The sequence below is a fragment of the Nocardia flavorosea NBRC 108225 genome (assembly GCF_001613385.1).
Classification (GTDB): Bacteria; Actinomycetota; Actinomycetes; order Mycobacteriales; family Mycobacteriaceae; genus Nocardia; species Nocardia flavorosea.
The window spans coordinates 305,625-318,413 of sequence record NZ_BDCG01000018.1 but is presented as its reverse complement, the minus strand read 5'-3'; the positions used below and the strand labels follow the sequence as shown (position 1 = coordinate 318,413).

Genomic DNA, 12,789 nt, shown 5'->3' with positions numbered 1-12,789 from the left:
AGTATCGCCATCGAAACCTCCGGCGATATAACCCCAGCCATGGGCTCTCCCGCACTCCTGCTCCAATTGACCACGAACCTCGTTCACAACGCGATCGTGCACAACCTGCCCGACCGGGGCACCGTATGGGTTACGACCAGCGCGCAACCCGGCACGGTCGTGCTCACTGTCGAGAACACCGGTGCGGAAATCTCGCCACAGGTGGTGTCCACGCTGGTCGAACCGTTTCGCCGCGGCACCGAACGCCTGCACACCGACCACGCAGGTACCGGACTGGGCCTGGCAATTGTCCAAAGCATCGCCAGAGCTCACCACGGAACCCTGACCCTCACTCCCCGCCCCTCCGGCGGGCTCCGGTGCACCGTGCGCCTACCGGCCGCACCACCAGACACCAGCTGACGGTCACAGGCGCAGAAGTGCCGGCCCGAGCGAGGTCACGCCGGCTTCGCTGAGCCATCGGCTTCCGAGACGGTCAGCCGGGCTTGCTTGTTGCGGGCAGCGCCCCGCGAACCTCCCCTATTACCCTTCGCGCGTCTATGTTCCTGGTGATAGCGCTACTCGTGCGGTTGAGTGCCCAACTCGGCACCACCGGGCGTAGCGGCTGTTTCACACCAGACTGTCTGCGCTGGCAACGGAACTCCCACACGAACCGCTGCGACCACGAATCGACCCCCGAGTTCGATGCTTCTGCCGGACTCGGGGGTCGTGATTCGTGGGGTCAGGGGCGGTCGAACTCGCCGTCCTTGGCACCTGTCAGGAAGGCGTCCCATTCACCGGGGGTGAACACCAGGGCGGGGCCGGAGGGGTTCTTGGAGTCGCGGACGCCGACATGCCCGCCGTCCAGGTAGGCGGCCTCGACGCACTCGCTGCCCCCTTGGCTACGGCTGCTCTTGAACCACTCGGCCCGAGACAGGTCGATCATCCTTCACTCCTTCGAAATCCGCAGCATCAGGTCTCTCGATGCCGCCGGCGACAACGCTACATGCCGGATCCGCTCGGCCTCGCGAGCGTACTTCGAAACCTCGGTGTCTCGCTCTATGTACAGGTCGCCGGTGAATCCTTCCATGAAGGCCACCGGCGGTTCCTGAAGCTTGGATGCGCGCAGCGGCGGAAAGCTGAATAGATGAAACGACCTGGATATCAACCCGACAGGGCTGGTCTCGACGCTAGGGACGATCCTGATCTCAATGCCCGGATCTTGCGACTTCTCGATAAGGTGCCCCACCTGATCTGCCATGACGGACGTGCTACCCACGTTGTACCGAAGTACCGCCTCGGTGAGCAGAGCCTCGAACCGGAAGTCCGAACGGTCCAGGAGGTTTTGGCGCCGCTGCGCAAGGTCCAGTGTGCGGTTGACCTCATCAGGAGATTGATTCGGATTCGTTGCCCAGGTGAGCGCCTGACGGTAGTCGCGAGTTTGGAGCAAGCCAGGGACAACCGTGGTTTGCCAGGTGGTCACCCAGTTCGCCGCCTCTTCGAGGGCAAGATAATGATCGAATCCCGACACCATCGCGTCTGCGTACGCGCGCCACCACCCGCCGCCGGACGCGGTGGCCTCTCGGATCTCGCGGGCGAGGTCGAGAAGGAGCCGACGCTCCTGGTCGGTGGCTTCGTAAGCATTGGCCAGCGCGTTCAGCCCCAGATCGGTGACCTTAGTCTGCCAGCCGTCCTCGATGCGCCCATACGACTGGGGAGAAATCTCGGCTACTCGCGACGCCGCCGATTGCGTATACCCGGCCCGTTCACGGAGTTTGCGTAGTTGTCGGCCCAGCGCCCGTCTGGGCAGCGTAGACGCGTTCGTACGTGTCGATCCTTTGACCATGTCGTTGCCTTTGCTAACAGGAAGTGTGAATTCTGGAAGCCCGCACAAGGAAGCCGATACATGGAAATCTCAGCCCCGCAATGAGTGTGGAGGAATTCCGGAAGTTTGTCTTGGAAATTCCGGTTTCCGGCTTCCCATTCAACTGGGCCAGGGCTCTACTGATAACGCGCCCGGTGCGGGCCACCTCGAATCGCAGTCGAGGACACCGGTTCGACGCCTGGAGTGCCGAAAACCGGTGGTCTGACACAACACAGCCGGTGGAACCGTAACAGGACACCGACACCACATATCCGACCCCGCACCGGGTGCACGCCAAATCCTATGTCACGAGTGGGGATTCATCATGTGCGCAAAAGAGTCATTGCCGGTGCGGGTCCGCGGCGAATTCGCGATCCCCGCGCCTACCGCCTGGACATCACCCACCCTCGCCCACCTGGAACTGATCCGCGAGGCCATGCGGCGGTGGGCCGAGGACGGTGAGCATGCCTGACCGGGTACCGGCGGCGGTCGGCCTCATCCGGCTGGATATCCCGGCACCCGATATCGACCTGCACAGAGTCGCCGAGCGCAACGGATGCCGGCTGGTGCACACGGTGAGAACGAACGCCCGGCCGTTCGTCACCGCGCACGCACTGGCCCGGTACGCCGCCGAATTCGACGCTCGGGCCGTCATCGTTCCGGGATATTCGCACGCACGCGATATCCGCCGGATCATCACCGAGAATGCCGCGCTCATCACGCCGAGCCGGGTCTATCCCCGCGGTTTCCGCTGGCACAGAGAGGACACCGCATGCGGTGGGGAGAGGTAGCGCTCAGCGTGGTGACGCTCGGCATGCTCGGCTCGATCGGCTACACGATCCTGCTCGCCCGGTCGATCGATCGGGACGAAGGCATGCGCCGGACCCGGTCCGCGCTCGCGCGGCTGCTACAGCATTTCCGCGTGTAGTGAACGGTGTCGAGCGGACTCGCGAGTGTTCGCGCCCGGCAGGCCCGAAACCGCGATAGCACTGGAGCTTCACATCGCGGCTGGTACATCCACTGGGCAGCCCGTCACCGCGGGGCCGTACGCGCGGCGCGTTCGTCGAATGCCGCGAGGCCGGCCGAACGCTAGTGGTCGGCGGCGTCCACTCGGGGCGAGAGAGGGGGCGTCGACGCCGGACCGGCGGCGCCCACGTCGCCCAGTGCCGCGCACGCCGCGTCCACGGCTGCCGTCCGCAGTTCGTCCACCGGGACGTCGGCCAGCAGGATCAGGCAATCACCGAGACCACCCAGTGCGACGATGGCGCGGGCCCGGTCTGCGACACCGGCGTCGGGACCGACCAGCAATGTCGTGAGCCGGCGACGCCAGTCGACCACATTCTGCAGGAAGCCCAGTTCGCCGAGGGGCGCGATATCCCGGAGCAGCAGGGCCGTTACGTCGCGGTGTTTATACGAGACATCGAAATAGCGGGTGAGCAATTCGCGGGCGTTCACTTGTTCGTCGCCGCCGTGCCGCGCCTCGTCCTCGGCGATCACGGCGTCGACCTCGTCCACCAGTGGCTGCACCAGGCTGCGCAGGAGGTCCTCGCGCGAGGCGAAGTGGTAGTACAGCGCGGGTTTCGTGATGCCCAGGCGCTCCGCGATCTGGCGGAGGCTGGTCTCCCGGATCCCGTGGGTGGCGAACAGTTCCAGCGCGGCGGCCTGGATGCGGTCACGCGTCTCGGTGGATCGAGCTCTGGGCATCGGCCAACCCTAGCGCGTTGACCGCCCGGTAAGTAAACTCGTTTACCGACCGTTAAGTAAACGAACGAGGAGCCGAGGTGGACATCCTGATTTCCGGCGCCGGCGTCGCCGGACCCGTTCTCGCGTACTGGCTGCAGCACTACGGGTTCACGCCGGTGGTGGTGGAACGCACCCCGCAACCCAGGCTCGGGCTGGGCGGGCATGCGGTGGACCTGTTCGCTCCCGCAAGCGCGGTGATGGACCGGATGGGCCTGCTCCCCCGGCTCCGCGCGGTAGCCGTCGAAACCTCCGCGCTGCGCTACGAACGCCCCGGTGGTTCACCCATCGAGGTCGACCTGCGCGATATCTCGGAAGCCTTCGCCGACAACCGCCACCTGGAGATCATGCGCGGCGAACTGGCCGTGATCGTGCACGCGGCCACCGCCGACCGGGTCGACTACCGGTTCGGCGATTCGATCGCCACTCTCGCCGAGGACGAAGCCGGTATCGATGTCACCTTCGACAGCGGTCGCTCCGGCCGGTTCGACCTCGTCATCGGCGCCGACGGGCTGCACTCCACAGTGCGCCGCCTGGTATTCGGGCCGGAAGACGAGGTGAGTCACCACCTCGGCGGATATCTCGCCGTGGGGACCCTGCCGAACTATCGTGAGCTGTCGACGCACACCGTCCTCTACAACGCGGTCGACCGGATCGCCGCCATGTACCCCGTGACGCAGACGGGGCAGGCCCGCGCCGTCTTCCTGTTCCGCCGCACCACCGAACTGGTCTCCGACCACCGCGATATCGATGCCCAGCGCCGGCTGTTGCGCGCGGAGTACCGGGCCGAGGGCTGGGAGATACCCCGGCTGCTCGACGAGATGGACCGGGCGGACGATTTCTATCTCGACGCGATCAGCCAGATCCGGCTGGACTCGTGGTCACGGGGGCGGGTATCGCTGGTGGGTGACGCGGGATACGCCCCGGGCCCCGCGGTAGGCGGCGGCACCACCCTTGCGGTCGTCGGCGCCTACCTCTTGGCGCGCGTCCTCGCCGAGACCGGCGGCGCTCACGAGCACGCATTCGCCGTCTACGAACAACAACTGGGCGACTACGTGCGACGATGCCGGGAGGTGGCACCCGGCGTGCTGCGGCGTGGAATCCCCCGCTCCCGTACCCACCTGCGGTTCAACGCCGCCGCCACGCGCCTGCTGACCAGGCTGCCGGCCACGCTGCGCAAGCGGCTCCTTGCCGGTGGCGCGAGCAGCACCCTTTCGTCGTTCGCCCTACCGGACGAGTCGACGCCGCCGGATATCGAAGCACCGGAACACGCCCGCTAGACGCGCCGGATTCCGGCCCTTCGCCGCGTGGCATGCAATATGCAATATCGAACCGCGACCACATCGGTGAGAGCGCGACCGGCCGGCCCGGATGACCGCGCCGACGTCCTACCCCCGCCGTGGCGTGGTGCGCGGGCGGCGCCGGGCCTACCGCTTCTCGACGACCCGCTCCCCCTCGCCCGGCTTCCAGATCGTGATCTTCAGGGTGTCGTCGCCGACCTCCACCGAGGACGCGGAGGTGAGGTCGGCGACGAAGAAGTGGTCGAACGCCTGACCGCGCAGGTCCATTCCGCTGTCCTCGTACAGGTACTGGGCGAAGCGGGCGTGCAGCGCAGAATCCGGATCGTCGACCACGACACCGAAGAGTTTCGCGTCGCCGTCGGACACCATGGTGTCGACCGTGGCGGTATGCAGGCAGAAACGTGGATCGCGCAGGAGATCCCGGAACTTGGTGGTGCCGGGCATACCGGCGATCACCAGTTTCTCCTCGAAGATCATCGGTTCCACCGGGCTGACACGGGGATACCCGTCCGATCGCAGGGTCGCGAGCATGCACAGGTTGCCGGTCGCGGTGTGGCGGCGCCGGAAGACCGTGCTGATATGGGGCGCCTCGGTGGTGAACTCGCTCCATGTCGTCATACCCGCCACGGTACGACGCTCCGGCAACACCACGGTCGAGGCAAGCGGATCGAAATCGCCGCGACCGGCTGCGTGCCGACCTACCCACGGATACAGACCGAGTCTCCGGATCGGACACGGTCCGCACCACAGGCGACCGAACCGAACTACCGGCCCGGAATCATCGCTACCCGGGCAACGATTTCGCGGATCGCGCCGTGAGGGGCTACGAGTCCGTGGACCCGCCGGGCTCGTTTCCGCCGAGTAGTTGCCGCCAGCGCTCGGCCGAGGCGACCATGTCGTGGCCGACGAATGTCAGAAATTCGCTCATGGTGCCCAGTCGTGATCCGGCCGGAGTGGCCGCTCCGAATACGGCGATTCCCTGGTGAGCGGCTTCGGCGAGCAGGTGGACCTGCCGAGCACTGGCCAAGGTCGCACGGACCCAGGCGTCGTCGTCGATGAGATAGCGATCGCGCCTTCCGCTCGCGTTGCGCTCGCGGCGGATCAATCCCTGAGTTTCCAGCAGGACGACGGCGGCGGAGACGGTAGCCGGGCTGACCTGGAGTCGCTGAGCCAGGTCGGCAGCGGTGAGGCCGGGAGCGTTGTCGGCGTACAGAGTGGCCATCACCTTGGCTGCGGTACGTGGGAGTCCCGTCTGCGTGATCAGGGCACTCAGCCGGTCGAGGTACTCGCGGGTCGCGATATCGTCGGGGCCACCGGTTGCTGCCGGTTCGGCCGGTCTCTTGTGCCGGCGCGCGCGTTGTTCGGTAGCGCGTTGCGCACGTTGCGGCTGGTAGCGGTTGGGCCCACCGTTGCGAAGGACTTCGCGGCTCACAGTGGACGTCGGGCGCGCCAATCGGCGAGCGATCTCGGCGTAACCGATTCCGCGCGCCAGCCCTTCGGCAATTTCCTGCCGATCGGCGGCAGTGAGCCGCGTGCGATACGAAATCACGCACTATCCGCTGGCCGATGCGGGAGAGCTCGCACCTGCCGTACCGGGCGATATGCTCGGCGTGGACCCTCCCGAGCACACCCGCTACCGAAAACTGCTGACCGGTAAGTTCACCGTGCGCCGGATGCAGCAACTCAGCGACCACGTTGCCGATATCACCACCACCCATCTCGATGCGATGGAAAGCGCCGGCGGCCCGGTCGATCTCGTCGAGGTATTTGCCTTCCCGATCCCCGCGCTCGTGATCTGTGAACTACTGGGCGTGCCGTACCACGACCGCGACTTCTTCCAGCAGCACGTCGCCGCCGCGGTCGGCGGCGCGGACCATTCCATGGAGGCCCGGGGCGCGGCGTTCGCCGCCGTCCAGGACTACCTCCGAGGCCTGGTGCTCGCCAAACGCAATGCGCCGACCGATGACCTGCTCAGCGATCTCACCGGAACCGACCTGACCGACGACGAACTCTCGGGGATCGGGACTCTGCTACTCGGCGCCGGACTGGATACCACCGCGAACATGCTGGCACTGGGGACCGCGGCGCTACTCACCCACCCCGATCAGCTCGCGGAGTTGCGCAACGACCCGGAAACCACCGACCGCGCCATCGAGGAGTTGCTGCGCTACCTGAGCATTGCGCACACCAGCGCGCGAACCGCCCTCACGGATGTCGAGCTCGACGGACAGCTGATCAAGAAAGGCGAAACCGTAGCGGTATCGATCCAAGCCGCCAACCGTGATCCCGCGAAATTCCACGAACCGGACACTTTCGATATCGGCCGCTCTGCCGTCGGGCACCTCGGCTTCGGTCACGGCGTGCATCAATGCCTCGGTCAGCAATTGGCCCGAGTGGAGATGCGCGTGGCGTTGCCCGCCCTGGTACGCCGCTTTCCCACACTGCGCCTGGCAGTGCCGGTCGCCGATATACCGCTGCGACACGGCCTCGACATCTACGGCGCACACGAACTTCCGGTCACCTGGTGAGGGACGAGGGATGAAGATCGTCGTCGACCGCGGCCGCTGCATCGGTTCCGGTATGTGTGCCTTGACCGCGCCACAGCTCTTCGATCAAGACGAGGACGGCAATTCGATCCTGCTGGAATCCGAACCGAGCGGCCACGGGGTCGCCGACGCACGTGCCGCCGAAAAGGTCTGCCCGGCAGGAGCTATCCGGATAAGCGAGATCGGCCGGCGGCGATGAAATACTGCGCCGGCGGCGCCGGTTTCTCATCCGGCTTCCGGGCGAACCGTCATCCGGAGTTGCGCAGGGCGGTAGCCAGACCGTTCATGGTGAGCAGGATGCCGCGTCTGACCAGCTCGGAATCGTCACCGCCACGCAACCGGCGCAGCAGTTCGACCTGCATCTGGTTCAACGGCTCCAGGTACGGGAACCGGTTGTGAATGGATTCCGACAGTGACGGGTTGTCGGCCAGGAGGTGATCGTTACCGGTGATCGCGGCGTGCATGGCGACGGTCCGGGCATGCTCGCGTTCGATCATCCCGAAGATGCGCTCACGCAGTTCGCTGTCCTCGACGAGTTCGGCATAGCGGGCCGCGATCGCGAGATCGCTCTTGGCCATGACCTGGGCGAGGTTCGACAGCACAGTGCGGAAGAACGGCCACCGCCGGTACAGGTCCGACAGGCGGGTGAGCCGCTCCGGATCGCCGTCCACCCACTCCTCGAGCGCGGTCCCGGTCCCGTACCAGCCGGGCAGCATCACCCGGGCCTGGCTCCAGGACATCACCCACGGGATGGCGCGGAGGTCGCCGACTGATTTCGTGGGTTTGCGGGAGGCGGGACGGCTGCCGATATTGAGATCGCCCACCTCGGCGACCGGTGTCGATTGCCGGAAATAGTCGACGAAACCGGGGGTGTCGTGCACGAGGCGGGCGTAGGCGGCGCGGGCGCGGGCGGCGAGATCGTCCATGAGGGCGTACGCGGATTCGGCGTCGGATCCCAGACCTTCGACGTCGAGAAGTGTCGATTCGAGTGTGCCCGCGATCAACGATTCCAGGTTGCGGTACGCCGAACCGGGTTCGGCGTATTTCGCGGCGATGACCTCGCCCTGTTCGGTGAGTCGCAACGCTCCGCGCACCGCTCCGGCGGGCTGGGCCAGGATCGCGTCGTAGCTGCGCCCGCCGCCGCGGCCCACGGTGCCACCGCGACCGTGGAAGAGCCGCAACCGGATTCCCTGCTGCTCGGCCAGCTCCACCAGGTCCAGTTCGGCGCGGTACAGCGCCCAGTTGGCAGCCAGATATCCGCCGTCCTTGTTCGAATCGGAGTACCCGAGCATCACCTCCTGGCGCATACCACGCGCGACCACCAGGTCCCGGTACTCCGGAACCTGCAAGGCGGCACCGAGGGTGGCGGCCCCGGCCGCGAGATCCTCGATGGTCTCGAACAGCGGCACGATCCCGGCCGGGCAGAACGGGTCGCCGCCGGCCTCACCGGGATCGAGCAGGCCCCCTTCCTTCAGCAGCAGTGCCGCCTCGAGCAGATCGCTGACCGAGGTGCACATCGAGATGATGTAGTTCGGCACGGCTTCCGGCCCGAGCGCGGTCACCACTTCGGCCGCGGCCCGGATGATGCCCAGTTCCTTGGTGGCCAGCTCGCTCAACCGTGCGTGCGGGCCCAGAAGCGGACGGCGGGTGCGCAGTTCGCGGGTGAGCAGGTCCACCCGATCGGCTTCGGGCAGGCTCGCGTAGTCCGGGTGCACACCGGCCCACGCCAGCAATTCGGCCACGACCTGCTCATGGGTTTCGGAGTTCTGCCGCATATCCAGGCCCTGCAGATGGAAACCGAAGGTTTCCACGGTATGCCGCAGAGCCGCCAGCTGGTCGTCGGCGAGCAAACCGTCACCACTCGCGCGCAGGGAGGTGTCGACGGCGTCCAGATCGTCCAGCAGCTCCTGCGGTGACGAGTAGGGGCGGATACCGGACACCACCGCGCCGCGGCCGGTGAAGTCCCGCAGTGGGCTGTCGCTCGCGGCGACCGAATCCGGCAGGGTCGCCGCGGCGTCGGTATCGCCCGCTCCCACGGCACGCAGCGCGTCCCGTGCGGTCACCGTGAGCCGCGCCCGGATACCGTAGAGCGCCCGGCGATACGGTTCGTCGGCGTGGATATCCGGATCCGGGTATCCCGCATCCGACAGCGCCTGCAGCGACGGGGTCACCGGGACCAACCGCGCCGACAGCGCGAGAGTTTTCTCCAGTTGCGCCAGATCCCGCAGATACCGACCGAAAGCCACGCCCGCGGCATGCGCGGCGGCGGTCCGCACCACCTCGGCGGTCACATAAGGGTTGCCGTCCCGGTCGCCGCCGATCCAGGACCCGGTACGCAGGATCGGTTTCGGCAGCAACCGCTGCTCGGGCCAGCGTGCCCACAGCGCCGCCCGGACATCGGCGTTGATCGCCGGGATCACATCGAGCAGCGTCAGCTCGTAGTACCGCAGCCCGACCGCGATTTCGTCCTGGATCCGCAACCGGGACAACCGGATGAGCGCCGTCCGCCAGAGGGTGAGCACCTGGCGGCGGATCTCCCGGTCCAGTGCGGGCTGTTCGGCCGCCGCGGCACGCAACCGCTGCCGCATGAGATCGGTGATCCGGGTCTGGGTGTCGAATACGGTGCGCCGGCGGGTCTCGGTGGGATGAGCGGTGATCACCGGCGATACCAGGGCATCGGCGAGCAACTCGGCCACCCGCTCTCCGGGAACTCCCGCCGCGTCCAGCTTCCGGTAGGTGGCGGCCAGCGAAGAATCCTGCGGCGGCTCCCCCGCCGCTTCGTGCACCGCGCGGCGCCGGTCGCGCTGGATATCCTCGGCCAGATTCGCCAGCAGCACGAAATAGCTGAACGCCCGGATCAACGGGAGCGCCACCGCGATATCCACCCCGGCCAGCATTTCGGCGACCGCGCTGCGCCGCACCTCCTCCCGGCGCACACGGAAGGCCTCCACCCGGACCTTCTCGACGAGGTCGAATACCTCCGGCCCCTCGTGATCGCGAATGGTGTCCCCGAGTACGCCACCGAGGAACCGGATGTCCTCGCGGAGCGGCCGGGTCGCGTCGTTTCCACCACCGGTCTGCGCATCGCCCATGGTCGGACAGTATGGTCGCCCGATCCGTCCCGGTCTGTGACGACGCACACGGCCGCGCCGAAACCGTGAGTCGATCGACCCGGCGCCGCGCGCCTCTTCCTGCTGCACCGGATCCGGCACCATCTCCGGTGTCTCCAGGATGAACTCGACGCCGGGCTGCCCGGACGGTCACCTCGGACGCCACGCACGTCCGGAATTCATCGCTCGCCGGAATTCCGGCCGGTGGACACCGGCGCCTGTCCAGGCCCCGACAACCACATCGCGGTCGCGACGATGCCCCATGCGAAGAAGAGTTCGGCGGCATTGGTCAGCAGCATCGGCAGCATGGCCGCGGAGACCACCGCCATCGTCGCGGTCGTCACCGTCCACAGCCGGTACCCGCGCACCCGCCACACCGCTACGGCCGCGACCAGCACCGCCACGACCGTGATCACCGGCGGCAGCACCCCTGCCAGGGACGAATGCCCGGTCGTGTAGCGGATCGTGCCGGCCCATTCGGCCGGGCGCAGGGTGAGCCGCATCAGTTCGCCGAACACACCCAGCGCGATCACCGACAATGTCGCGGCACCGACGGCCGCCCGTACCCATGTCGGACGCAGCCACGTCACACCCGCCCGACCGGCCGCCGCGCACGCCCACGGCATCAGCAGCGGAGTGAGCACGAGATGCGCTACGAACCGGAACACCGACAACGTCTCCAGAGTGCCGCCCACCCCGATCCAGCGGCCCGCCGCCACGATCGCGTTGTCGTATACCAGGGCCGCGCACACCACGGCCGGCACGAAGAGCATCCGGTCACCCGTACGGCGGTACCGCGTACCGCACCAGCCGACCAGCGCCAGTTGGCCGGCGGCGAGTACCGCGAAAAGTATCGAAGCCGGCACGGCGACCCTTTCCGGCCCGCTCGATCGCGGACCGCGGCCTACCCTACTTCGGAGGCCGCAGGCGGCCAGGGCGGTTCGCCGTCGAACACTGTCACGCGCCGGCAAGCCCCGCCGTCACGCTGTCAACCGACTCGGACTGGCGTCCGCCGAGGACAGCGCGACCACACGACGCCACCAGCAGCGCGATCGCCACCAGCACACCGCTGCTCACGACCGGCCCGAGCGATCCCAGCCGCGTTCCCAGGGCGAGCGCGGCCACAACCGGTCCCACGGCCGCCCCGATATTCAGCGCGGCGGTCGCATAGGACCCGGCCATGGCCGGCGCCCCCGCAGCCTCGTACAGGACGCGGGTGATCAGGGTGCTGCCGAGCGCGAAGGACAGCGCGCCTTGCACGAAGACGAGGATCAGCACTACCGGGGGCCGGTCCGCGGCCACTGCCATCGCGAACCATCCCGCGCACAGCAGTGGTCCCGCGACCGCAACCACGGCCCCCGGCCGGGTATCGGAGTACCGGCCGGCGAGGGTGACCCCGGCGAAGGACCCGATACCGAAGAGCACCAGCGCCGCCGGCACCCACAGATCGCCCAGTCCGGCCCGGTCCGTCAGCAGCGGAGCGAGGAAGGTGAAAGCGCCGAAGGTGGCGGCATTCACCAGGGCACCGAGCAGCATGACGGCCATCAGCCGCGGCCGGGTCAGTACCGCGAGTTCGGCGGAAAGTCCCGGTCCGCGATCCGCCACGGCCCGCATCCGTGCCGGGATACCGGTGAGCACGCCTATCGCGGCGGGTACGCAGAGCAGCGCGACCGCCCAGAAGGTGACGCGCCAGCCGAATACAGTGCCCAGCAGCGCGCCGCCGGGTACACCCGCAATTGTGGCCATGGTGGTCCCCGAGAGCAGTACCGCCAGTGCCCGACCGCGCCGATCCGCCGGAACCAGTCCGGTGGCGGCGGTCAGGGCGACCGCGAGGAACCCGGCATCGGCGAGCGCGGCGACCACGCGGGTCGCAACCAGCACCGGGAACTCTGCGGTGACCGCACCGGCGATATGGGCCGCGAGGAATACGGCAATGAAGACCAGCAGGCTCGACCGCACCGGCCGATTCCGGGCGAGCACCGCCATCACCGGTGCGCCGACGGCCATTCCGACGGCGAACGCCGAGGTCAGCAGGCCGGTACCGGCGAGCTCGACATCCAGATCGGCGGCGATATCCGGGACGAGCCCGGCGAGCATGAATTCCGAGGTCCCCATGGCGAAAACCGCCATGGCGAGCAGATAGAGAGCAAAGGGCATCGACAGCTCCGAGGTGGGAGAGACAACAGTTCACGTCTCGCCACCCCGGTCAGCTACCCGGAGATCGGCTGTGGGCGATACCGCCGAGAGGCGGC

General features: G+C 67.5%; 15 protein-coding genes. 7 read left to right on the top strand and 8 right to left on the bottom strand.

The window, feature by feature from the left end; genetic code table 11:
• On the top strand, positions 1 to 399 hold a 399-nt coding region (locus tag NFL01S_RS25310; protein WP_157116908.1), incomplete at its 5' end, for a sensor histidine kinase.
• Between the two features lie 319 nt (positions 400 to 718).
• On the opposite strand, the gene NFL01S_RS25305 is transcribed toward NFL01S_RS25310, so the two are convergent.
• Together NFL01S_RS25305 and NFL01S_RS25300 are read right to left on the bottom strand one after the other, a co-directional pair.
• Entirely contained in the window at positions 719 to 922 is a 204-nt protein-coding gene (locus tag NFL01S_RS25305) for a DUF397 domain-containing protein (protein ID WP_062978767.1), read from the bottom strand.
• 3 nt (positions 923 to 925) lie between these two features.
• Positions 926 to 1,822, bottom strand: a complete 897-nt coding sequence (locus NFL01S_RS25300) for a helix-turn-helix domain-containing protein (protein WP_062978766.1) — start codon at positions 1,820 to 1,822, stop codon at positions 926 to 928.
• Between the two features lie 343 nt (positions 1,823 to 2,165).
• Between NFL01S_RS25300 and NFL01S_RS35720 the strand changes: the two genes are divergently transcribed.
• Genes NFL01S_RS35720 through NFL01S_RS35715 form a run of 3 tightly spaced genes read left to right on the top strand, consistent with a single transcriptional unit; the run spans position 2,166 to position 2,768 of the window.
• Entirely contained in the window at positions 2,166 to 2,312 is a 147-nt protein-coding gene (locus NFL01S_RS35720) for a hypothetical protein (RefSeq protein WP_157116906.1), read from the top strand.
• The gene (locus NFL01S_RS25295; RefSeq protein ID WP_062978765.1) at positions 2,305 to 2,631 is read left to right on the top strand and encodes a hypothetical protein; all 327 of its coding nucleotides are present in this window, start codon (positions 2,305 to 2,307) and stop codon (positions 2,629 to 2,631) included. The genes NFL01S_RS35720 and NFL01S_RS25295 overlap by 8 nt, the downstream gene beginning before the upstream one ends.
• Positions 2,613 to 2,768 carry a hypothetical protein gene (locus tag NFL01S_RS35715; RefSeq protein ID WP_157116904.1) on the top strand — a complete coding sequence of 52 codons (156 nt, stop codon included), beginning with the start codon at positions 2,613 to 2,615 and terminating at the stop codon, positions 2,766 to 2,768. Before NFL01S_RS25295 ends, NFL01S_RS35715 begins: the two co-directional genes overlap by 19 nt.
• Before the next feature lie 161 nt (positions 2,769 to 2,929).
• On the opposite strand, the gene NFL01S_RS25290 is transcribed toward NFL01S_RS35715, so the two are convergent.
• Entirely contained in the window at positions 2,930 to 3,544 is a 615-nt protein-coding gene (locus tag NFL01S_RS25290) for a TetR/AcrR family transcriptional regulator (RefSeq protein ID WP_063916030.1), read from the bottom strand.
• Positions 3,545 to 3,621: 77 nt separating this feature from the next.
• On the opposite strand from NFL01S_RS25290, the gene NFL01S_RS25285 reads away from it, so the two are divergent.
• Positions 3,622 to 4,860 (top strand): FAD-dependent monooxygenase, encoded by a 1,239-nt coding sequence (locus NFL01S_RS25285; RefSeq protein WP_062978764.1) that lies wholly within the window; start codon positions 3,622 to 3,624, stop codon positions 4,858 to 4,860.
• A gap of 147 nt (positions 4,861 to 5,007) precedes the next feature.
• Here the strand turns inward: NFL01S_RS25285 and NFL01S_RS25280 are convergent, their stop codons facing one another.
• A complete protein-coding gene (locus NFL01S_RS25280; RefSeq protein ID WP_062978820.1) occupies positions 5,008 to 5,499 on the bottom strand; it encodes a pyridoxamine 5'-phosphate oxidase family protein in 492 nt (163 codons plus the stop codon).
• Between the two features lie 205 nt (positions 5,500 to 5,704).
• Positions 5,705 to 6,430, bottom strand: a complete 726-nt coding sequence (locus NFL01S_RS25275; protein WP_245670869.1) for a GbsR/MarR family transcriptional regulator — start codon at positions 6,428 to 6,430, stop codon at positions 5,705 to 5,707.
• Between NFL01S_RS25275 and NFL01S_RS25270 the strand changes: the two genes are divergently transcribed.
• On the top strand, positions 6,414 to 7,409 hold the full coding sequence (locus NFL01S_RS25270; protein WP_245670868.1) for a cytochrome P450: 996 nt from the start codon (positions 6,414 to 6,416) through the stop codon (positions 7,407 to 7,409). The two genes, NFL01S_RS25275 and NFL01S_RS25270, sit on opposite strands and share 17 nt — an antisense overlap.
• 10 nt (positions 7,410 to 7,419) lie before the next feature.
• Entirely contained in the window at positions 7,420 to 7,626 is a 207-nt protein-coding gene (locus NFL01S_RS25265) for a ferredoxin (RefSeq protein WP_062978763.1), read from the top strand.
• 49 nt (positions 7,627 to 7,675) lie between these two features.
• Here the strand turns inward: NFL01S_RS25265 and ppc are convergent, their stop codons facing one another.
• From ppc to NFL01S_RS25250, 3 genes are all read right to left on the bottom strand, one after another.
• Positions 7,676 to 10,519: a phosphoenolpyruvate carboxylase gene (gene ppc / locus NFL01S_RS25260; RefSeq protein ID WP_062978762.1), complete on the bottom strand. Its 2,844-nt coding sequence runs from the start codon at positions 10,517 to 10,519 to the stop codon at positions 7,676 to 7,678.
• A 197-nt stretch (positions 10,520 to 10,716) separates the two neighbouring features.
• Positions 10,717 to 11,403 (bottom strand): hypothetical protein, encoded by a 687-nt coding sequence (locus tag NFL01S_RS25255; RefSeq protein ID WP_062978761.1) that lies wholly within the window; start codon positions 11,401 to 11,403, stop codon positions 10,717 to 10,719.
• A 91-nt stretch (positions 11,404 to 11,494) separates the two neighbouring features.
• On the bottom strand, positions 11,495 to 12,694 hold the full coding sequence (locus NFL01S_RS25250) for a Cmx/CmrA family chloramphenicol efflux MFS transporter (RefSeq protein ID WP_062978760.1): 1,200 nt from the start codon (positions 12,692 to 12,694) through the stop codon (positions 11,495 to 11,497).
• Positions 12,695 to 12,789: the final 95 nt, after the last annotated feature.